At 37.1% G+C, this 22,650-nt stretch carries 25 protein-coding genes; all 25 read right to left on the bottom strand.

What is annotated here, in order from left to right; all coding sequences use genetic code 11:
• Positions 1-5: 5 nt before the first annotated feature.
• Positions 6-1,346: an MBL fold metallo-hydrolase gene (locus PV403_RS12030; protein ID WP_332084784.1), complete on the bottom strand. Its 1,341-nt coding sequence runs from the start codon at positions 1,344-1,346 to the stop codon at positions 6-8.
• Positions 1,347-2,199: 853 nt separating this feature from the next.
• Positions 2,200-3,144 carry a phosphotransferase enzyme family protein gene (locus PV403_RS12025; protein ID WP_332084783.1) on the bottom strand — a complete coding sequence of 315 codons (945 nt, stop codon included), beginning with the start codon at positions 3,142-3,144 and terminating at the stop codon, positions 2,200-2,202.
• 153 nt (positions 3,145-3,297) lie between these two features.
• Complete coding sequence (locus PV403_RS12020) at positions 3,298-4,107, bottom strand: GNAT family N-acetyltransferase (protein WP_332084781.1); 810 nt, start codon at positions 4,105-4,107, stop codon at positions 3,298-3,300.
• 300 nt (positions 4,108-4,407) lie between these two features.
• Positions 4,408-4,911: a GNAT family N-acetyltransferase gene (locus PV403_RS12015; RefSeq protein WP_332084780.1), complete on the bottom strand. Its 504-nt coding sequence runs from the start codon at positions 4,909-4,911 to the stop codon at positions 4,408-4,410.
• 711 nt (positions 4,912-5,622) lie between these two features.
• Positions 5,623-6,978: an aminotransferase gene (locus PV403_RS12010; protein ID WP_332084779.1), complete on the bottom strand. Its 1,356-nt coding sequence runs from the start codon at positions 6,976-6,978 to the stop codon at positions 5,623-5,625.
• Between the two features lie 23 nt (positions 6,979-7,001).
• A complete protein-coding gene (ald, locus tag PV403_RS12005) occupies positions 7,002-8,138 on the bottom strand; it encodes an alanine dehydrogenase (RefSeq protein WP_332084778.1) in 1,137 nt (378 codons plus the stop codon).
• A 29-nt stretch (positions 8,139-8,167) separates the two neighbouring features.
• A complete protein-coding gene (locus PV403_RS12000; protein WP_332084777.1) occupies positions 8,168-8,923 on the bottom strand; it encodes a sulfite exporter TauE/SafE family protein in 756 nt (251 codons plus the stop codon).
• Positions 8,924-8,954: 31 nt separating this feature from the next.
• Positions 8,955-10,373, bottom strand: coding sequence for an aldehyde dehydrogenase family protein (locus PV403_RS11995; RefSeq protein ID WP_332084776.1), 1,419 nt, complete (start codon positions 10,371-10,373; stop codon positions 8,955-8,957).
• A 159-nt stretch (positions 10,374-10,532) separates the two neighbouring features.
• On the bottom strand, positions 10,533-11,312 hold the full coding sequence (locus tag PV403_RS11990) for a GntR family transcriptional regulator (protein WP_332084775.1): 780 nt from the start codon (positions 11,310-11,312) through the stop codon (positions 10,533-10,535).
• Positions 11,309-12,571 (bottom strand): MFS transporter, encoded by a 1,263-nt coding sequence (locus PV403_RS11985; RefSeq protein WP_332084774.1) that lies wholly within the window; start codon positions 12,569-12,571, stop codon positions 11,309-11,311. Before PV403_RS11985 ends, PV403_RS11990 begins: the two co-directional genes overlap by 4 nt.
• Positions 12,572-12,610: 39 nt before the next feature.
• Positions 12,611-14,266 carry an amidohydrolase gene (locus PV403_RS11980; protein ID WP_332084773.1) on the bottom strand — a complete coding sequence of 552 codons (1,656 nt, stop codon included), beginning with the start codon at positions 14,264-14,266 and terminating at the stop codon, positions 12,611-12,613.
• A gap of 105 nt (positions 14,267-14,371) precedes the next feature.
• Positions 14,372-14,677, bottom strand: coding sequence for a MerR family transcriptional regulator (locus PV403_RS11975; RefSeq protein ID WP_332084772.1), 306 nt, complete (start codon positions 14,675-14,677; stop codon positions 14,372-14,374).
• A 639-nt stretch (positions 14,678-15,316) separates the two neighbouring features.
• Positions 15,317-15,526 (bottom strand): hypothetical protein, encoded by a 210-nt coding sequence (locus PV403_RS11970; protein WP_332084771.1) that lies wholly within the window; start codon positions 15,524-15,526, stop codon positions 15,317-15,319.
• A gap of 48 nt (positions 15,527-15,574) precedes the next feature.
• Positions 15,575-15,775, bottom strand: coding sequence for a YrvL family regulatory protein (locus tag PV403_RS11965; RefSeq protein ID WP_332084995.1), 201 nt, complete (start codon positions 15,773-15,775; stop codon positions 15,575-15,577).
• 124 nt (positions 15,776-15,899) lie between these two features.
• Positions 15,900-16,073 (bottom strand): hypothetical protein, encoded by a 174-nt coding sequence (locus tag PV403_RS11960; RefSeq protein WP_332084770.1) that lies wholly within the window; start codon positions 16,071-16,073, stop codon positions 15,900-15,902.
• A 198-nt stretch (positions 16,074-16,271) separates the two neighbouring features.
• A complete protein-coding gene (locus PV403_RS11955; protein WP_332084769.1) occupies positions 16,272-16,802 on the bottom strand; it encodes an AAA family ATPase in 531 nt (176 codons plus the stop codon).
• A 71-nt stretch (positions 16,803-16,873) separates the two neighbouring features.
• Positions 16,874-17,239 (bottom strand): WapI family immunity protein, encoded by a 366-nt coding sequence (locus PV403_RS11950; protein WP_332084767.1) that lies wholly within the window; start codon positions 17,237-17,239, stop codon positions 16,874-16,876.
• 184 nt (positions 17,240-17,423) lie between these two features.
• Complete coding sequence (locus tag PV403_RS11945) at positions 17,424-17,837, bottom strand: 3-hydroxyacyl-ACP dehydratase FabZ family protein (RefSeq protein ID WP_332084994.1); 414 nt, start codon at positions 17,835-17,837, stop codon at positions 17,424-17,426.
• A gap of 21 nt (positions 17,838-17,858) precedes the next feature.
• Entirely contained in the window at positions 17,859-18,365 is a 507-nt protein-coding gene (locus PV403_RS11940; protein WP_332084766.1) for a GNAT family N-acetyltransferase, read from the bottom strand.
• 173 nt (positions 18,366-18,538) lie between these two features.
• Positions 18,539-19,000 (bottom strand): GNAT family N-acetyltransferase, encoded by a 462-nt coding sequence (locus PV403_RS11935; protein ID WP_332084765.1) that lies wholly within the window; start codon positions 18,998-19,000, stop codon positions 18,539-18,541.
• Positions 19,001-19,078: 78 nt separating this feature from the next.
• The gene (locus tag PV403_RS11930; protein WP_332084764.1) at positions 19,079-19,510 is read right to left on the bottom strand and encodes an HIT family protein; all 432 of its coding nucleotides are present in this window, start codon (positions 19,508-19,510) and stop codon (positions 19,079-19,081) included.
• Between the two features lie 51 nt (positions 19,511-19,561).
• Positions 19,562-20,452, bottom strand: a complete 891-nt coding sequence (locus tag PV403_RS11925; protein WP_332084763.1) for a GNAT family N-acetyltransferase — start codon at positions 20,450-20,452, stop codon at positions 19,562-19,564.
• Between the two features lie 47 nt (positions 20,453-20,499).
• Positions 20,500-21,117, bottom strand: a complete 618-nt coding sequence (locus PV403_RS11920) for a nucleotidyltransferase domain-containing protein (protein ID WP_332084762.1) — start codon at positions 21,115-21,117, stop codon at positions 20,500-20,502.
• A gap of 97 nt (positions 21,118-21,214) precedes the next feature.
• Positions 21,215-21,673: an NUDIX hydrolase gene (locus tag PV403_RS11915; RefSeq protein WP_332084761.1), complete on the bottom strand. Its 459-nt coding sequence runs from the start codon at positions 21,671-21,673 to the stop codon at positions 21,215-21,217.
• Between the two features lie 59 nt (positions 21,674-21,732).
• Positions 21,733-22,608 carry an alpha/beta fold hydrolase gene (locus tag PV403_RS11910; protein WP_332084760.1) on the bottom strand — a complete coding sequence of 292 codons (876 nt, stop codon included), beginning with the start codon at positions 22,606-22,608 and terminating at the stop codon, positions 21,733-21,735.
• Between the last annotated feature and the right edge of the window lie 42 nt (positions 22,609-22,650).

The raw sequence follows: 22,650 nt of genomic DNA, 5'->3' as shown, positions 1-22,650 counted from the left end.
CCTATCTATCTCTCACAAGCTATACCATCTTTATCCCTATCAAGCTTTGTACTATATCCTGGGTCACCTTTGTATAACGGATCTTTACCAGCCGCTCTTACTGCATCACAATTTTTATAGTAAACACTTGTATTCGATTCTGTTTTTGTTTCATTCTTCGTGTCTGATGATGCTGCAGGTTCCTTTTTAGTTATTGTAGTACTTGTACTTTCACTAGAAGTTTCTTCTTTATTAGTTGTTGCTGTATATTTCCATGCACTTACTGATGGTTTAATGTTCGTCCCATCAGACGTAAAAATAATGGTTCCTTGCAGATCATTCCGATATATTTTTATATTTTCACTATTAAGTCTCTTTAAGATATTATCTGTAGGATGACCATAACTATTATTACCCACTTGAATGACAGCATACGTAGGATCAACAGCATTTAGGAACGTTTGGCTAGTCGATGAGTTCGAACCGTGGTGACCAATAAGCAAGACATCTGATTTTAGGTTTGCACCGCTATTTATCATATCACTTTCGCTGCCTGACTCAGCGTCTCCTGTGAATAAAAAGGAGTTATTTCCATAGGTAAGTTTAACAACTGCGCTCATTTCATTTTTATCATCATAAGTTTTAACAGGAGCAATCATTTTAATATCAAGCTGATTATCCAAATCAATGTTTATTCCTGCTTTCGCCGTTGTAACTTTTAGGTTCTTATTTTTGATCGAAGTCAGTAAAGATTCATATGTTTTCGTGTTAGAAGATACCCTTGGCATATAAATTTTTCCAATATCAAAAGAATCTACTACTGCATCTAATCCCCCAATATGATCGGCATCTGGATGTGTTCCAATTAGAACATCTACTTTTTTTACTCCCTGTTTATTTAAGTAGCTAACCATACGCTGTTCATCATCGTTATTGCCTCCATCGATAAGCATTGTTTTGCCGCTAGGTGTTTGAATAAGTTGTGATGCCCCTTGTCCAACATCTATATAGTGAACCGTTAGCTTACCATTAGGAGTAGTTAAAGTAGGTTTAACGGCTTCTGTAGTCGTAGTCGTCTCCGTTTTTGTTGTTTCCTTCTTCGTTGTAGTATCTTTCTCTGTTAATGTTGTTAAAGAAGAACTCGGTTCCTTATTGTTAACTGTCTCTTCTTTTTTCTTATCATCATCTTTAACTTGCTCACTATTCTCGTCAATGCTTGTTGGTGTATCAGTTGTCTGTGAAATAGATTCGCTATTATCTGCTGATGGTGTTGTTGATCCACAACCGCTGATAATAAATAGAAAGACAGCACACACAATTAACACATAAAAATTACTCTTCCTAAAAATTGATACAATGTTCCTCATAAAAATCCCCCATACTTTATTGACTTGTTACATTCTGATTATTATATATTTAATTTAAAAAAGTAAGTTAAATATTTACATACCTGTTTGTAATAAGTAGTTATTTTATAACTTCACATCAAAGAGATATTTATAAATAAAATAGACCCTTCAAAATTTGAAGAGTCTTTCACTAAAACTTATTTTTTATAAAATATAAAATGCATGTATCCTCCACTTTTTTTATTGGCTTCGTAAAATTTCTTTAGAGATAAAGCTGGAATACCTTCTACATTTCATGGATTAGATTTACCCTTGGCGAAGCTATAGTCCTCATTCTCTTGAATTTGATATTTTACAGAACTCGCTTAAATTTTGATTCATCCAGACAGGAACAGCAGGAGTTGCATAATCATTTACAAAAACATTTTCAGTAATAGCTGTGTTAGTTTGTATTATAAAAGTGACATTGCATAAAAAAAGTGCCTATATCTCGGGGAAAGAGACATAAGCACTACGTCTGATATTTCATAAATATATGAGTTGTAAATAGTAGACGATCCGCTAATAACGATAAAAAAACAAAAATCATGAATTGTGTATTTTTTTCCATGAACTGCTTGATTGTTCACTATATCAGGAAAATAGTGCTCCATCGTTATTGAAATAAGGTATAATCCTTCTTTTATCGCAATTCCTATTAGTATAGAAATAACCCTTTTGGTACATGAATTAATCCGCTGAAGGTTGTCTCTAATTTTATTGCTTTTGTAATATTACTTTATTTGTAGCAATTTCAATAAAACAAGGACAAACCTAAAAGGTAATATCATTGTTATCAGAATTCAATGACTTCTAAATCTCGTTTTGCTGCCTACGATATTAACGATTTTTCAAAATATGAAGTCTGATTAATTAACGACTTTTTCATTTCATCTAAATAATCTAACTGTTTCTTGGTTACATTCGTTTTATCTAGATATTGATTGTGATAGACATATGAGTACAGATGTCTAAAATTAATAAAAAAGTCTATATTATTGATTATTTCACTAGTAGGATTTGCCTTTGCATATCCATCCATAAATGATTGACAAAATGAAGTTGCAAACTTACATCTATTTTCTTTTTCTTCAATAGATTGTGAAGCATGATATATGGAGATTGCTATGTCATAAGCAAACCATCCACATTCACTATCTCCACAATCAATAAATGTTACCTCCCCATTATCATATAGCAAATTTTGTTGGTGAAGGTCGCCATGTATGATTCCATAGATATCCTTAGAAGTACTCATCGTTTTTAATTCAGCAAGATAGTTGTCCCATAGATCATTAATCTTAGGATCTAGATCCTTCAAATTCACTTGGTAAATTTCTTGCTTGTGCCATTCAGGTCTCTTTCCTTTATAAAGCTTTGATAGAGAATGCATCGTTCCCATTCCCTGTCCCCACAGGTTAAATAATTTACTATTCCATACTTCTTTATTATTTATATCAATGTGTTTTCCCCTTGCCCTTTTATAAGCAACGAAAAACATTTTTTCAGACAAATTGTTTATGTAAAGGCCTTTTACTAATATAGGTTCAATTACACTAAGACCATGTTCACTCAAAAACTGAGTCCATTCAATCTCTGATAAAACATCTTCTTCGCTATCCAGCTCTCTATTAAAGATCTTAATAACGAGGGGAACTTCAACATCAATTTCATACACATTACCGAAATATCCACCAATTAAACGGATCTCTGATGAAGTGTAAGAAGTGTAACCTAATCCATCAAGGATCTGATTTAATACAGAATTTTCAACCACGAGGAAAGGCCTCCTTTAAGTGATTTCTGCTAGTGTAAATGTGTAAATATGTTCGCGTTGATGTCTTTGCTATCCATTCGAGTGAATGTAAAGTCATAGGAAAGTAATGTTATAAGATGTCCTCCTTCGAAATATCACATTGTAGGATCTTTTTTAAGGTTCAATTATAAATGCATAGACAGGATAGTGTTCAACTGCTTCAAATCCTAGCTTTAAAGCTAGTTTATGCGATGGAATATTTTCATGCGTCGTCTCCCATAAGGGGTACATATCGCTTTTAAGTAAAAAATCAATTAATTTAATTGCGGCAATGGTTGCTCTTCCTTTTCCCCGCTCCTCTTTTACAAACGTATCGACATCAATAAAATATTCATTCCCTAATATAAAGCCATTACTTTTACAGATTGTAATTACTTGATTGTCTTTTTTTAATTCTACGCCTAGACTTTTTTTGGTTTTTAACTCATCACTAATGTACGGAGAATGACGGAAAGATTCAGGTAAAATATTAAAATCCTTGATGTTTATTTCTATTCCATCTTCTATTGAAGTAATTGATTTTTTGACCTTATTAAATTCATTTAAATTTAACGTATACACGGATTCAAAATGCTTAATCCCTTTTAAGAATTTCGTTTCCTCTAAAAATAGATGATCCCATGGGTCATCATCGGAAGTATAAATCTCAAACCAATTTGTATTATTTTCTCTACAATCAGGCACTACTATATTCTGTAGAAAACTACTCATATCTAGTTTGTTTTTATTCGATACCAAATAACCCTCTAAATACATCCATCTACCAATTGCCCATACGATTGCCACATTAGGTTTTTGTTCGTTATCAACAAATATTCTACCAGGATAGTTTCCATGGATAACTGACAATGCTGGGACACAGCTCTTCTTATTAATAAAGAAAGATTCTACAACTCTAAAGTTATCAAGATGTAATTCTAGCATTTTAACAAACCCTCCCTTGTCGTATTCCTCTTTGCACTTATATGGTGGAAATTCAAAAGTTAATTCGTCATGCTCATATAGAGTTTGTATTCGATCGTCTTCTGGGATCTTCAAAGACTCAAGATGTGCACTGTGTACCGCCTCTAGTAATCACGTTTATGTTGTTCACTTCTTCCTTTTCTTATATGATCTTAACTCTAGGAATCATAAATTCCTCCAGCTTATTAGGATTAATTTGATTTACTGAATAGTTTTCCATATCAACTACTATCCGCCGTGTGTTGAACTATTTGCATACTATTAATTTGTAATCTCCAATTCATATTTAATTTGTATTTTACTGTTTCCATCTATTGTTTCCACCTTTTCTTCGACTTCTTTAAATCCTCTTTTCTCATAAAATGCTCTTCCTATATGATTGTCTTTCGCTACCCAAGCAAACATTTTTTTAATCGGCTTTAAAACCTGAACAAATTCTTGAATGAATTCATTTCCTATTCCTTGTTTATGATATCCAGGTCGTATATAGATTCTTAGTAGTTCATAATCTTCTTCATTCACTTGTCTTGTTTGAGCATACCCAACGACTTCATTATTAAATTCAGCTATTAAAAAATTCCGTTTCGCACTTTGAAGATCTCTCTCTACCGATCGACTTAAATTCCCATAAGAATAAGCTTTACTTAGAAAATGATGAATATATTCCATTGGGTAAATGTCTCCATAAGTAAAAATCCATGTTTCACGTGCGATCGCTTGAATATGTGGGATATCATCATTTGAGACAAATCTAATTGTAAGCATACAGTTATCCTTCTTTCGTTTTATAGTATTTACACTGCAGCTACTAGATGATGATCATCGAAGTAAATAGTTGTGTTAGAAACGCTCGTATCTTGGGAGCTGAAACGTTTGTGTCTCTAGGTATTGATAAGTATTTTACTACATTTCAGTATTTTTACAATATTTGGTTTTGTCAAAATCGTATTTTATACATATCAAGATACTCGCAAAATTTTGAATATGTGAGAAGATTTCTAGGTTCGGATAATACTAATGTGAATTTTTCATATGTTGAATAAAAATTAATAGTGTATTGTGGATTTTCTCTATAAAAAAATCTGTGTGGCCTACAAAAAATCCAAACAAAAAAGTCGAATTCCTTAATTTCTAAGGTATCCGACCTTTCTATTTTAAAGTATCTTATAAGATAAATGGATAAATTGAACAAATAAATATGGGAGAGTGTAAAAGATTGAAAAAAATCGATAATTTAATGCATGTTAGTGTTGTGGGTATTGTAATATTCGGAGGCGGGCTTTTATTTCGTTACTTTATAAACAGGGACTTTTCATTCCTATATTTAGCTTTAGCCTGTATATTTCTTATTACATTTTTAAGCATAATCATATGGAAAACAAAAAGGATGGAGTAGAAAGCAAGGTTGAGAATTCTAGAGCTTCGAATTGTAGACCAGCATACTGAGATACTGCTTCATTGAAAAATAACTATAAATTAATAAATCTCAAACGCCTCTTTCACCGTATTCACCAAAAATGCCAAATCACTTTCTGTTGAGGAGAGTGGTGGAGCAATGATTAGGACGTTACTGAAGCCAGGAATGGTGTCTCCATTTCTACCGATAATCACCCCTTTTTGTTTGCAAGCCGTGATGATTGAACTGACAAAAGCATCTGAGACCGGAACTTTTGTTTCCTTGTCTTCTACAAGTTCGATACCATACAGGAAGCCTACCCCGCGAACTTCACCCACATGGGCATGAGCAACAAGTTCATGCAATTTACTCAAGATTACCTCACTCTGGTATTTAACCTTAGCTACAATATTTTCCCGTTCGATAATTTCTATATTTTTGAGCGCTACTGCACAGGAAGCCGGATGTCCACCATAAGTGGAAACGTGCCTAAACTGATTGTTATGACCAGTGCCTTTGAAACTCTCGTAGATTTCCGCTTTCACTGCCGTTGCCCCGAGTGGTAGATAGCCGCTTGTTAGTCCCTTCGCCATCGTAACGATGTCCGGTTGCACGCCGTCGTAATGCATGAAGCCAAACATTTTGCCTGTGCGTCCATATCCCGAGACCACCTCGTCCATGATGAGCAGTACATCGTATTTCTCGCAAATTTCAGCTACACGTTGTAAGTAACCATCAGACGGAATAATGACCCCACCGCCAGAAATGAACGGCTCCATGATGACCCCTGCCACGCTATCTGCACCTTCCCACACAATCATTTCCTCCAGCATGTTTGCAGCAATGATATCCGCTTCTGGTGTATCTCCGAACGGAGATCGATAGCGATAAGGTGGCTGTACATGCAGGAAGCCAGGTGCGGGAGGGTCGTAACGATGACGACGATTGGCCTGAGCAGTTGCACTTAACGCGCCTAAGGTATTGCCATGATATGCCCGATATCTGGAAATGAATTTATATTTCCCCGGGTTACCGTTTTGCGCATGGTATTGGCGTGCGATTTTGAACGCTGTTTCATTCGCTTCCGATCCACTATTGGAGAAAAAGGTTTTATAATCTCCCCCACCCAATAAATCACTGATCTTAGATGCCAGCTCGATCGCGGGTTCGTGACTTATCGTTAGAGGAGAATACGATAATTTCATCATTTGCGCTGCTGCAGCATCCGCAATTTCCTTGCGTCCGTGTCCCAAATTTAAGCACCATAATCCTGAGACACCATCAAAATAGCGATTGCCATCCATATCGTTAAACCAGGAACCTTCGCCGGATGCCGCAATCATTGGACTCGATCCTTCTAGGTCTTTGTAAAGCGCATGCCATAAATGTTGTTGATCTTTCTCAATCAGAGTACGTGTCTCTTCTTTTGTTTTCAAGTCATTTCCTCCCACGAGATAAATTAAGATACTGTAATGACTTCCTTCGTGATTAACGTTTCAAGTGGTGTGAATGGCAAATTCATAGCTTGTGCTATAGCTTTGAATGTAACCTCACCCTTATACGTGTTAACCCCTTTGGCTATCGCTGGATTGTTTGATACGGATTGTTCAAATCCATGGTTTGCAATAAAAATTCCATATTGGCTTGTTGCATTTGTTAAAGCGTATGTGGCTGTTCTTGCGACAGCTCCCGGCATGTTGGCAACAGAATAATGAATGACTCCATGTTTTACATAGGTTGGTTGATCGTGGGTTGTTGTATGGTCAACGGTTTCAATAGAACCTCCCTGATCAATGGCAACATCGACGACGACAGAGCCGGGTTCCATCTCCTTAATCATGCTTTCCGTTACGAGTTGAGGGGCTCTGGCGCCTGGAATCAGTACAGCACCTATAAGCAGATCGGCTTTCTTTACTTCCTCGGCAATGTGAAAACGATCTGAAATGACGGTTTGCACACGCCCTTCGAACAGATCGTCAAGCTGTCTGAGACGATCTGGATTGACATCAAGAATCGTTACGTTAGCGCCAAGCCCAACCGCCATCTTCGCTGCATTCGTTCCTACAACACCGCCGCCAATGATGACCACACTGGCTGGTTTTACTCCGGGAACGCCGCTAATCAGCACGCCTTTTCCACCTTGGAACTTCTCCAGGAAATGAACGCCAACTTGAACGGACATTCTTCCAGCGACTTCACTCATTGGTGTTAAGAGTGGCAAAGATCCATTATCTAGCTGAATTGTTTCATAAGCGATAGCCGTCACTTTTTTCTTCATGAGCTCATGAGTCAATTCTGGTTCCGCTGCGAGATGCAAATAAGTAAATAAAATCAAATCTTCTCGGAAGTAAATGAATTCCTCATGCTGAGGCTCTTTCACCTTCATGACCATCTTTGCAGACCAGGCTTCCTCTGCTGTAGAAACAATTGTTGCTCCCGCCTGAATATATGCGTCATTGCTAATCCCACTACCCAGGCCAGCGCCATCCTCGATCAATACCTCGTGTCCAGCATTAACAAATGACAAAACACCTGCTGGGGTTATCGCTACTCGGTTTTCGTTATTTTTGATTTCTTTAGGTACACCTATAATCATGTCTCACACACTCCCGATCTGATTTGTATTTAATATAATAATAAAATGCCTGTGATAAAAATTATGGAATGAACGACGATCAAAAATGATTTTTCGGAAATTTTTTCATTTAGTCGTTTCCCTACAAACCCGCCTGCATAAATAAACGGAATAAATAACAGGACAAGCAACAGATTTTGAATCGGCAGCGTTCCGAGAAGTAAATAAGATATGATTTTAATGGAGTCCGTAACAGCCAGCAGCATCGCGATATTTGCAGTAAACTGTTTTTTGGAAAAAGATGAAACATGTAGAAATAATACGATTAAGGGTAAACCACCCGAGTTCGCTGTTGCCCCAACAAACCCGGATGCAAAAGCTCCTAGCTGATAAAGAACACCTTTATTCTTTCTTTTATTGGCAGGCTCCCCGTAAGTTAAGGTATCTTTCTTTTTACGGATTGCAATGAGCATAACTCCCATGAAGATTGCGCTGATACCAATGGCCGGTTTTAGAATATGATCATCTACATAGGCAAGTATCACACTTCCGAAGATGGTACCTACGATTGCCATCGGCAGCATTCTAGCAATCAGCTTCCACTGAATTGATGTGCGGTGTACTCTTGCTCCCGTGAAATTACTAAACCAGAGTATAGGAGCTAATAGCGTCGTCGCTGTAGCAGAGGAAACGAACAGGGTAAGAATCGGATTCAAAATCATGCCGGATCCAAACCCAAAGCCTACTTTCGCAAGACCGCTAAGTACCGCGAAAAGAATGAGAATCCCTGCTAAACCAACGCCCATTCCTTCTCAGCTCCTTAAGCGTTCCTTCAAATCAAGTACGGACATATACGGTTTTCCATTCTGTAAAGAACTTGATGGCATGACTTCCTTGTTCACGGAATCCTCCAATGCCTGTTGCTTTAATGCCACCGAAAGGCATGTGCGGTTCACTATAAGTCGATGGCATATTGATATGCACGAGCCCAGATTCAATCTCCTCTGCATACTTCATGGCAGCAGCAATGTCTTTTGTGTATATTGTCGACGACAAACCGTATTGAGTGGCATTAGACTGCTTCAGGCATTCTTCAAAATCGGAGAATTGAATCAGCGCTAATATCGGCCCGAAAATCTCTTCACTCGCAATCGTCATCTGTTGTGTCACATGCTCAAACAGCTTGGGCTTGATGAAAAAACCACTTTGTGCCCACTCTTCTTCAGGCTCATTATCACCGTATATCAGGGACGCTCCTTCTGACTTGGCTATTTCAATATACGAGCGAATGGTATCATATTGACGTTGATCCACCACCGGGCCAATCATCGCTGTTTCATCTGTCGGCAGGCCCAGGGTGATCTTGTTCAACGTGGCAACCATGTGATCTCGGAATGTATCATAAATGGAGTCATGGACAAAAATACGACTGGTTGCAGTACAGCGCTGTCCCGCATCCAACAAACCACCGGACACGATATCCTGACAAGCCTGTTCAATATCAGCATCGGGCATTATGATAAACGGATTCTTACCGCCCATCTCCGCTTGAAACCGGATGCCTCGGGACGCCAATACCTGGTGAATCGTTTGTCCTGTCTTCGTCGAGCCTGTAAACGTAACCGCTTTGATCTGCTCATGAGCTGCAAACACTTCACTGACTAAGGGGCCATCTGCAATCAGCATGGTGACTACATTTTTCGGCAAACCTGCTTCTTGCAATAAGGACATTAATTTTTGTGATATCAGTAGAGATTGCGGGGCAGGTTTCCATACAATACTATTGCCTGCAACCAATGCCGGAGCGATTTTCCAAATCGGAATGGCCAGTGGGACATTCCAAGGTGTAATGACTCCCACGGTCCCCAGGGGTTGTTGTTTAGTGTAAGCGAAAACACCAGATTGCCTGGAAGGGATGGTCTCGCCCGTCATGCGATAGCCCTCTCCAGCAAAGAAGCGGAGAAATGAAACGCTTCGATGGATTTCGGCTACGCCATCCCGCAAGCATTTGCCCACTTCTGTGGTTACCAATCGGCCCCACTCTTCTGCTCGTTCTTCCATCAGTTGAGCTATTTTTAGTAAAAGCTCTCCTCGCACGGGTGCAGGTACTTTACTCCAACTTTTTTGTGCTGCTGAGGCTCTCGATATGGATTCCTCAATTTCTAACTTGCTCATCATTGGAAATTCAGCTAACACTTGTTTGGTTGATGGATTAATCGAAACCAGTTTTTCCTGTTGAGTGAATGTACTCGTCATGTCATCTCTCCTACTTGTAAGGATGTATTTACAACTACTTCATGAAGCAATCATAAAACATGTAGAATAACTTTTGTTTAATTACGTCAGATTATCTGACACACTTTTTTCATTGGAAAATAAAACAGTGAAGAGTAGAGTCACTCCTCACTGTTTTATCTAAAAATGTATAGGTCCGATGGGCATCAATTCCTCATGCATCGATCCAACCTGATTTTTCTTTACTTGCTCAATCGTAAATCGAAACCTTGAACCTAAATACAGGGCTTTATACTTCTCTATTGGGATATTTTTCTCGTTATATGCTACACCATTCCACAGAATCATTGGAGTTCCTGTATCCACTTGTAAAAGCTCAGCCTCATCCGTTAATGCTCCAACAGCCTGAAAGGATTGGGATGAACCCATGGCGGTATGGCCTTTTCGCTGAAATAAATCATATAGAGGAACACCTTCTAGATCTTCTTCTAACAATTCTGGATATAGCTTACATGGAATGAAAGAGGTTCGAATGGCAAGTGGTTCATCATTGGCCAGTCGAAGGCGAACGATTTTGAAAACATCACTTCCTGAAGATATCGAAAGATCCTCAGCCAGTTTGTCTGATGCCTGAATAATCCGGCCATCTATTAATTTTGCTTGATCCGCTAAACCACTTGCTCTCATTCCTTCAGCAAATGTCGTAAACACATTCGCATTCCCTGTGATGATTGGCGAAGAAACGAACGTTCCCAAACCTCTCTTTTTAATTAAATACCCTTCCTGTACGAGTTCTCCAATAGCTTGACGCACCGTAGGCCGACTAATGCCATGTTGCTGAGCCAAATCCATTTCCGAGGGGATTTTCTCCCCTTTTTTTAGTATTTCATTATCAACCTGCTGCAAGATCCATTCTTTTAATTGTGTATAATAAGGGAGTTTACTTTTGTTATCGATCATCTATCACTCACTCCTCTCGCTAGTTCTGGAATTATCAATCGTTTCTTACTGGATTGTAGACTCAGGAAAGCTAAGAAAATAAGGATACCAAATGCACTTAATAACCAGACGACGCCGTTATATGATCCGTTAAAGAAATCAATGATAAGTCCCATTCCTACAGGTGCTGCAAATCCTGCGATTTGTGCACCTAGATTAACTAACCCAACAGCCGAACCACTTGTCTCTTCAGGTAAACGTTTAATGGGAAGACTATAGATAATGACGGATAAGAAGGCAGAAAATACGGGAATAAGAGATTGGAAAATGATAACTCCTGTAATGGACGAAGCGTGGAACATTAAATAAACGGTAATGGCGAGAGCAATTCCGCTAAAAGCACCGAACCACTTTTCCTGTCCACTTTTCACTTTATCCATAACAGCTCCGGCGATCAGGAAGAAGATGATACCTGAAACTGCCGGTATCATTTGCAAAATTCCCAGTGAAGACAAACTGATACCACGTTCATTAACCAAATAAGTTGGCATCCACGAAGATATACCCCAACTGATAAAGCCATAACCAAAAGAAGCAATCATCAGGCTCCAAATCATGTGCGTTCGTAATAAAACTTTGATATTCCCCTTAGCTGGAAGTTCCCCTTGTCTGGTGATAAAGTTATTGTTCTCAACTCGTTGTTTCAAGATGTTTGGTTTCAAGAAAACCCAATATAATACGGCAATAAAGAGACCGATCATCCCGATAATTAAAAACATAGTTCGCCATCCAAATTGCACTAACATCGTCGTCGTAAGGATAGGCGCAATCACACCGGCCACGGTTAGCGCGGATAAAAATACCGACATAGCCCGTGAACGTTTATTCTCTTCGATACTAGTAGAGATCAACTTGGAACCTGCCGGGAAGAAGCTTCCTTCTGCCAAACCAAAAAGAAAACGGATGACAAGTAGTGAGGAGAAAGACCAGGCTATGGCAGTTAGACCTGTAAATATAGAAAAACCAACAATTGAAATAAAAAGGACGATTTTTTCGCCAAATCGGTCTGAAAGCCAACCACCAGGGATCTGCATTATCGCATACCCTAAGAAGAAGATGCTCAATATAAGGCCGCTGGCTGAAGCGCTCAGCTGGAATTCTTCAGAAATTTGGACAACTCCGAAGTTTATAACAAAACGGTCAAATGCAGAAAATAAATTCCCGATAAATAGCAGAAAGATGATCTTTCTCGTATGTTTCAACGCCCCAGCTCTGTTCAACCGCAATTCCTCCTTCTATTAGCTGTTTCATTTACATTGTTACTTCCAAACTTCCACATTCATATTCTCATATTTTATTTCTCCATCAATGATCGTGTATAGAACCTTAATGTCTTTAATCTCTAGTGGATTGACATCCGTAAGATCTTTATCCAATACCACGACATCAGCAAACTTACCAAATTCAATACTTCCGGAAGTTTGCGCCTGAAAATTCAATATTGCACCGTCTATTGTCATTGCTCTTAAAGCGGTGATCACATCGATTTTTTGCTCGGGCCCCAATACATCACCTTCTCTTGTTTGACGGTTCACAGCAGCCCAGATTAAAAATAAGGGAGAAACCGGCGTCACAGGACAATCCGAATGAAGGGTGATCAAAAGATTTCGATCTACTGCATCTCTCAAAGGACTGATCCTCTTCGCTCGTTCCGGACCTAAAAACATTTGTTCATGACGCTTTCCCCAATAATAGACATGATTGATAAAAAATGAACCTGCAACGTTCAACTCCGCCATTTTGTTTAAGTCCTCTCTTGTCGCCATCTGCACATGCTCGATCCGGTGACGGTGGTCCAATCGAGGGGATTCATTCAGTGCATATTTAAAACCTTCTAGAATCGAGCCAATCGCCCGATCTCCATTGCCGTGGATGGCAATTCGAAACCCACGTTTATGCAAACTGGCAATTTCCTCGTTTAAAGCATTCTGTTCATAAAATAGTTCGCCACATGTATCATCATTACAGTAATAGGGCTCTCGCAAAGCGCCAGTTAATCCTTGAATCGAACCATCCTGAAACAATTTCGCACTGTCCAGGCGCGCTCTGCCATTGGATAGTTGCTGAATTTTCTGATCTAATTCGCTTGCTGTGTAATTTGAAAATATGCCTTGCCCCGTTAACATAGAGTGCATCAACATAAGCTGTGAACGCATAGGGATAATCCCGCTTTTTGCAGCTTCAAGCATGATGTTTAAACTGTCTTCATCCCATACTCCGGCATCCGTGTTGGTTGTAATGCCTTGCGCAACATAATCTTGAGATACTTCCCCCAATCGTTGGAGAAAAGTATCTTTATCCATTACTGGAAGTACCGCTTGAATAGCGGTCATCGCTGGAGCTTCATAAAGAACCCCGTTTAATCTGTTTAAGCCATCTCTGCCAAAGTGGGGATTTTCTCCAAACTGTTCGTCATCAATGCCTGCGAGTTCCAACGCCTTGGAATTTGCTACAGCAAGATGACCGCTTATATGCGTAATGTAGACGGGATGATGCGGAGCAACCTGGTCCAGATCCATCCGGGTTGGATGGCGCTTTTCGGCTAACGATGTATCATCGTAACTATGACCTTGTATCCATTCTCCTGGAGGTGTGGTAACTCTTTTCTTTTCAATCTCATGTAGGATATCCTGGATGCAAGTGTTTTTGGGACTACTGCAATCCACGCTTCCCTTCAAGTAGGCACATGCCAAGATGTGATTATGCGTTTCAATAAATCCTGGAATTACCGTTGCACCTTCCACATTCAAGACTTTGGTCTGTGCTGTAATGTTCACCTCATTACTAGGCGGGTCCAGCTGGCTCCAAATTCCGACGATTCTGCCATTTTTCATAGCCACCGACCCTGCAATCCGATTAGCACCGTCCAACGTGATAACATTTGCATTGATAATAAGTAAATCCACGCTTCTCATTTAGATCCCCCCTGTGAATGGATAGTTGTGATTGTTCCCAACTTCATTAGTACAGCATTAATGTCATTACATAGTGATGTCTTTACAACTAGTGCTAAAACTATATTAAAAAAAATCTCTCTTGTTGTCCGTAATTGTGTTATATAATCTTACATTGTTTTTGTTTTTCTGCTCTTGCTTGATGTCGAACGTCCTGACTCCATCTTCTAAATGATTGGCAATATCCATAAGTACCTCAATGTCCTTAAATGAGTATTTTCGATTTCCTTTTGTTGATCTATCGGGAAATATCAACCCTCGTTCTTCGTAGTAACGAATTTTTCTGGCAGACAAACCAGTCAAATCACAAACCGTTCCAATGGTAATAACCTTTTTATCTTTATAATTCTCGTTATCTTTATCATTTCCCATGATTAAAAACCCTCTCCTTCTTCTACTAATGTTATTTAAGATAACGTCAATTTGTTGTTTATTATTACATGGAAATAAATGTGATGTACATAGCTTTGATAAGAAAACGAAGAAAAAATATTCATGACCCGGTAATAAATTTAAATACACCGAGATGACCATGTCATAGCCTGTAATGTTAACCAGAGTATTTATGCGGCCAAATAATCCATTTCTCTTCTTATAGCAACTTAAATTTGATCCTCATCCGTAACATTTAAATTCATTTAAATAACAAAAAAATAAAGCCCTAGAAAATAAGGCTTTATTCATAAAACAAAAGCACCCTTTGTATAGGGTGCTTCAGACTGTAGGCAAACTCTTTAATGAATCACAAGAACGCCTAATTTTACATAAAAAACAAGATCCTCAAATCAATTACGGCATATTGGAGGAAATCCAATGCTGTCTATGACCGGGTAATATCAAAATATAAGTGTTTATTTATCATTTAATTTTAATTTAAATGCTCCAATCAAATCGTCCTCCCGCTTGAAGCCCGAGTTGTTCTTGCCCTTTAGTAATCTACTTAGCTATTTCCTCAGTACCCGGGGGCGATGGAGAGATTTCTATATCTAACATTAAGATCTAATTCGTTGCTCATTTTTCCTTAGAAGCTATTTCACTTCTCATTTTTTCGATTTCAATACTACTATCCAGGACTGGCGGCTCTTTTTCACTCTCTTTTATCTTCCTACTAATGAGTCCGGTAATTAATGAGAATATAATAGCTCCTTGCCATGTTATCGTTATATCGCTGATGAAGGCATCAAGTAATAGGATTAAAATAAATGGCAGCCCTGTATCCAAAATTAGGGGTAACCATCCTTTGCTTGATTTAATAATACCCACAGATTTTCATGCTTTAGGCAGTGCATCTGTAATCAATGAGAGAGGTATTTCAAGGATTAGATACAGAACAAAGAATAATATTAAAGCACCAGCTGATTTATACTGCAAACCTAGCAAGTGCAAAACGAAAAATTCTAATATAGTTAACCCTACTAAGATAATGAGAACAATAACTAAAGGAATAATTATTCTTTTCAACTTGTTCATTTTTCCCACGTCCTTACCTTCCTTACTTATCAATCATTGATACAAATGGGGAATATCAAACAAAAAAGCCGCCTATTGACGACTTTCCAAGCCTTATATAACAAGAACTTTATCAATGTAAAGTTTAGCCTCCAGATACAATTTGATATAAGCCTACTACAATTAAAAACAGCACAAAAAAAATAATGCCGATTAGCACAATGATTGAAAATCCAGAAAATCGTGATTTTTGTTTAAGTTGACTTTCGACACTTTTTAATCGCTCTTTAATCTCTTGAATTTCTTTTTCGTGTTCCATTAATTCATCTCCCTTCGCTCAGAAATATTACCTTTTACATCATTTGGAATATTATAACATAATTCACTCTTTCAATTACTTCAAACTGCCTATTGGCTTCAAAAAAAACAACCGATCGTTTTGATCGGCTACCGTAATATAGCTGTTGCTAAGTTTTTGTATCCATATATCAAACTTGTTTACATCTACTTTTTCAAATTATCTAAGGATATATTTATCATCCTGTAAAATCCCTTCTATAATTTCAGATAATTGCTCTATTTTATATTCGTCTGTATAGAGCTTATTAACATCCATTAATTCAGAATCATTCTCAAACTCATCTAAAAGAATCAAACTACGCTCTCCCATTCGCTCTTCTTCTGGTCTTAACTGATCCCTAAGAATTATTGTTTCTTTATCTACTAAAAGTACAACATATACAATTTTGACTTCTCTATTATTCAATTGTTGTGCAAGCCATTTTACTTCTTTAGGGAATGATACGTAATCAATCACAACATCGTATTCATAATCTAATAGATTCATAGTTATATTTAATATATTTTTCCATGTTAAATCTAGCGTGCTTTTGTCAAGCCACGGTTTCCCACGGCCGTTAACTGGAAGATGACTTATCGCATCTCCAGATATATATGCACTTCTAGCCAATGCTTCCACAAGTCTTCGAGATGTTGTAGATTTACCTACCCCGGCTGGTCCAGAGATTACATACACTGTATTTTTCATAATGTTCATGCCTTTCCTGAATAACAATCAATAATTACTTTTAGTTCTTCAAGAGCTTTTAATATATAACTTTAATCTGATTCAAAGTAGAATATTAATTCATTGTCAATTGTTGGGTATTCTTTATATGTACCTTCAACTACTGCTCTTCCTCTACTCTTTATTGTAATACTCATTTCAAAATCAACTTCGCTACTACCTAGTTTTGCTACTCCACAACAATTATCATAAATTTCTTCGAGTTGATTACTAAACATTAATATTTCTCCCGCGGAAATCCATAAGGAACCGGAGGCAGAGTAACTTCCGCTCTTTATTATTGTACCTTCTGCATTATAGCCACCTGAATAACGTATGCTATCCGGAAAATCATGAATTTTATTCAATTGTATACTCAGGTGCTGGTTATTCTCACCATAAATTCTGAATCCGTTCATTCAATGCTTCCTTTCACTTGAAGAAAAGTTTTAACTCGGTTTAATTATAACGTTCTTGAATCTTTGAACGCCCCACCTTAGATAACTCTTATCCAAAGTAGGGGCGTTTATTATTATATAGAATGCTTTCATTATTATAGTTCTAACAACCACAGGGGCATAGACCTATTGCATGAATACATTGTTATGAGATGTTACTATCCGCTTGTATATAAATCATAATTTCTTTGGCCTTGATAATTACTTGGTCTCCAACAGTGGCCACTCCTTTACCCAAAACAAACCCTTTTCTACTCTTTACAACTTCATAATACAATTCAATTCTATCCCCTGGATAAGCATCACCTAAGAACTCTATACCGTTCAATGATGAAAGAAAACCCAAATTTTTCTCTTTACTGGTTAAGGCAAATGCTCCTAATTGAGCTAATGCCTCCACAATCATCATGCTTGGCATACGATTACTTGGTTTAGTAATAAACCATTCATTCCCCGTCACATTCTTATATCCTTTAGCCCATTTTTTCTGCTCTATCTCTAAAATTTGATCTATCATTAAAAATGGATATCGATGTGGAATTACGCTTTGAATATCGATCATCTGTATGCTCCTTATATGTTATTTGTTTCGTTCTTTGTATAGCTCTAAAACCATAGTAATTGATGTATCCACCATTCCAACTTCTTTAAACCCGAATCGCTGATATAACTTCATTGCTGCCATATTATCAGGGGCTACACTTAATGATACTTTCTTTACTCCCTTCTCCTTTAGCCCGTCAATCAACATTTGTAACAGCGCTTTTCCAATTCCTATTCCTCTATATTCCTCTTTCAAAGCTATACCAAGCTCTGGTACATCACTACCTGCAAATCCAAACCCTTTATTATCTTCGTTAAAAAATCGAGCAGTGATCGATCCTAGAGACAATCCTTCGTCATTTACTGCAATGTATCCTAGATCTCCTTCTCTACCCCAATCTTCCACATACTTAGATAGGAAAGGTTCCTTAATCACATTTCTATTAAAAGGTTCTTTTCCTTTTGGAACATATAAAGATTCATACAACATATCCCATAAAAAAGGAACATCTTGCTCTGTTATAGGTCTGATTGAATATCTCATTTATTTCTCCTTTGACTTATATTCGCATTCACAATATCAAGTTATAAATTCATCGAAATCTTCAATGTTGCGATTGATTACTGCTTCATAAATCTTTATTGAAGCAATATTTAACTGCATTAACTTTCTAAAGTATAGGTCGTTCAAGAACATGGTGTCAGATGCTTAATAGTTTATTTTAACTTTAGTTTATATATAATCTCGCCATCTTGGTTCTCTATATTTTGATTAACAAATCCTAATTTCTCATAAAGCTTTCTGGCATGATTATTACTTATTTCGATTGTTAGAGAAATTTCTTCGCATTGTCTATGCGTTTCCTGAATGATTTCTACTATTCTTTTAAGAGATTGTGTTCCTAATCCTCTCCCTTGATATTCCTTGTCTATTTGAAAACCGCCGATCCAGTAATTATTCGTACTATTAGGTGTATAGGAAAGATAGAAAAACCCAATCGTTTTATCATCCTTGTACAAAATATATGGATCAAACGCTTCATCCCAAGGTTTTATATAAGCCCATGCTAACGATTCGATAACAGAAGGTACAAGTTTCTCTTGTGATTTGAGTAAAGATATCGAATAAGCTTCTTCCCAGTTATTCTTACCAATTGGTTCTATGCGGATAAGATTCATTTTTTATATTCCTTTCGATTTGCCATTACAAAGACCACTGCGTAGATACAGTATTATGTGAAAGAGTTACTTCTTAAGTTACTTACTAATTTTATTTAATTTATCAACTATTCTTGCCTTTACTTGTTCCAATGGAGTTTGAGACTTATTTATTGGTTCTACCCATCCAAATCCATCATTCGTGTATCTTGGAAATACATGCATGTGATAATGATCTAAATCGTTAAATTCCCCACCATTTTGAATGGTCGATATTCCATCTGGTTGATAAATTTCTTTTAGAGCTTTAGACATTATTACTGCTGCGTTCATGATTGAACTAATAGTTGCCTTATCGATCTCTTCGAGATCTTTATAATGTCTCTTTGGTAAAATCAGCGTATGTCCTTCATTCAATGGGTCAATGTCCAAAATACATGTAATTAGATCATCTTCATAGACAACATTTGTTTCCATTACATTATTTGCAAGTTTGCATCCAAGACAACTCATCATTGATCTCCTCTCCACTTAAAATACCTTCTTTGGAATACTTACGCGTATTCAATTATTTACACTATACTAGTTCAACAAGTGGCTAGGAGGTCTACTTAATCGTGTGTCGGGTCTATAATATTTTGTTACCCAATGGTTTAATGATTTTTCTCTAAAACCAAGACTTTCATATAATTTTTTCGCAGGGTTGCCTTTAACCACCCATAGCTTCACGCTTTTTGCGCCGCGACGCCTGATTTCGTATACAAGAAAGGATACAAAAGCCCTACCATATCCACACCCTTGAAGATCAGGACGAACGGAGACATGACTCAGTTCACTGCCGTCAATGATCCCAACTGCCACAATTTCATCGTCCACCAACATAACGAATCTATTCGTTCTGTCTTCCGCAAAACGCTGGCGCTCCCTTTCATTTGGAGGATAATAATAGGACGGAAGCATATTTATATGTTCATGCATTTTGTAAAAAGCTAATTCGCTAATATTATGACATGTAATGTAGTCATCTTCTTCATAGTGTCTGATAAAAGCTTGACTTTCGGTGGGGATTTCTTCCTCTAGTTCCATGATATAAGATGAATAACTTATGTAATAACCATTCTTATAAATAAATTGCAGGGAAGAACGATCACCATCCATACTTACTCCAATGGAACGCTCTACTTCCTCATTTTTTGAAAGCAATTGATTCGCTCTCTTCATAAGTTCACTGCCTATACCCATTCTTCTACATTCATTCCTGATAAAGATCGTCGTCACAGTTTGTCTTCTAAAAGGACCGAATGAAAGAAAACCTACAGTTACACCTTTGTAACGAGCAACATGTATATTCCCCTGAAAATCCCCTTCATTAGCTCTGAAAATTTCGTCATACTGTTCATTTCCATACAACATAGTTTTTATCAAATTTCTGTCCCTTTCAGGATTGTAGAGTTCAATTACCAAATCTTCCACCTAAGTTCTCCCCTTCAACAGTTATGTTAATAACAGATACGCTGAATTTAGTTCTTAATAATATAATCAATTAAGATTTCGATGTCTTTGTTGCTAGCGTTTCTATGTAATGCATTAGAAAACAGTGTATACGCTCTTTGGTCGTGTTCTTGTAACCATTGAATTGATTTCTTAGGGCCAAAATACCATATGTTTTGTAACTTGAAATATATTTCAAGGCTGTCCTTCAGCAACCAATGTAATCTATAATCCCCCTCAGAATCTCCTCTAAGTGAGCGTTTTACCATTTTATCTAACCAATTTTTTAAGAATTCGATTTCATCAGTTCTTATGGGGTCAGGTCCTTTCATATAGAGTTGTTCAATTTCTCCTAATAATTTCCTTCCTAGTCCTCTCTCATCTATTAAAAGAATTCCATTTCTAATATGCAAAAATTGCTCCGAGTGATTCACTTCCTCTGTATTATAAATCCATGTATCTAATTGTTTATTAAGAATATAGGAATTATCATTCTTGTTTTCTACTCCATCATAAAAACAAACCAAGTCAACATCACTTTCATCATTATAGTTTTCAGTAGCATACGACCCATACAAGATAACTGTATGGCATTGATATTTAGATATTAAGTACTCTTTAATTTCTAAGAAAAGCTTATCTTTCATAGTGGTTTCCTGCTCTCTTTGTAGCCCGAAGTGTAAATACGGGGATATCTAATAGACTGACCATCTTTAAATTAATTTTAAAAAAGATAAAACCAAACTACCTATAAACTCCTGTTCTCTTATTAATAAAATCATTGAATACATCATTATGTTGTTGATTAAATAGTTCTGGCACTTCAGCTTTATAAAAAAATCTAAGTTCTATGCTTTCTTCATTTTCATTAATTATTTCTCCGCCACAAATACTCCCTTTATAGAAAAATGCAATTGTTTGCGCACGATCTCCGTTGGGATATTCATCAAAGTACTTAGTATAGATGCCAATGAGTTCTTCGATATTAATTTTTAATCCTGTCTCTTCTTCTACTTCTCTTTTTGCCGTTTCATCTGCAGATTCACCAATCTCCATAGCCCCACCTGGAAATCCCCATGCATCTTTGTCTCTTCTTCGCTGCAATAAAATTTGCCCTTCTTCATTAGTTATAATAGCTCCAGCAAAATTAAGAATTATCATCTCGCTACCAACCTTACTTCTAATCCACTTTATATAATCCATTGTTTCCCTCTCTTCTATGAAGCTCAAATATCATGAAAATCGAATATACTAATGAACTCTTATGATAAAAACTCAATAATTTCTTTGTTAATAACATCCGATTGCTCATGGTTTATTGCATGCCCTGCATCCTTAATGATTTTATAATTTATCTTGTTATCCTGTAATCTCTTGATCGCTTTAGAATGATTGGACAATCTGTCAAATTGTCCAATCAGAAATATTACCCTGTCATTTAATATTGTTAATTCTGAGTCCTTATGTATTTGAATTTTATGTTGCATCATTGATCTATTATTGAAATATTTCAATAAATAGTACCAATGCTTCATCAATATTTCATTCACTTCCAATCTTGAATAGTATGGGCCGCTCAATTTCTTTAATAACTTTCTACAATTTTTCTCTGTGGGAAACAATGCTTCAGGTAAAAAGGCTGCCATCATTCTTGACATTACCTCGAATTGACTTGAAGGGATGCCTCCAGCCAAACAAACAATTTTATGTACTCTTGACGGTCTCTCCAGAGCATAATAGTAAGATAAGTATGCGCCGTAAGAAACTCCACATATGTTGGTCTGCTGAATACCTAATCCAGCTAAAATCTCGTCGATCCAGGTAATCTGGTCAAACTGTTTATAATAATCTGCATTGGGTTCACTTTTTCCTGAACCTCCAATGGCATCAACTGCAACGACATAGAATCGCTCAGACAACTCTTTAATGTTATACACCCACATCATAGCTGAATTATCAGCGGTACCATGAAAAAGTAATAATGGTGGATTTTGAGGCTCACCAGCTGCAATAACATGAGTTTGCCCATATGAAGTCTCTATATCTTTCTCTTCAAAATCGGTTTTCCAAGACTTTAACAATGTATCGTATGAATCATAGATTAATTGCCTCCCTGAAGTACTCTTATATCTCTTCATGTTCGCATCCCCTAATATTTAATGATCTACAACCATATCTTA

It is taken from the genome of Paenibacillus sp. GYB006 (genome assembly GCF_036577645.1).
Taxonomy (GTDB): Bacteria; Bacillota; Bacilli; order Paenibacillales; family Paenibacillaceae; genus Paenibacillus.
The sequence above is the reverse complement of the archived record's forward strand: the minus strand, read 5'-3'. Positions and strand labels throughout refer to the sequence as shown.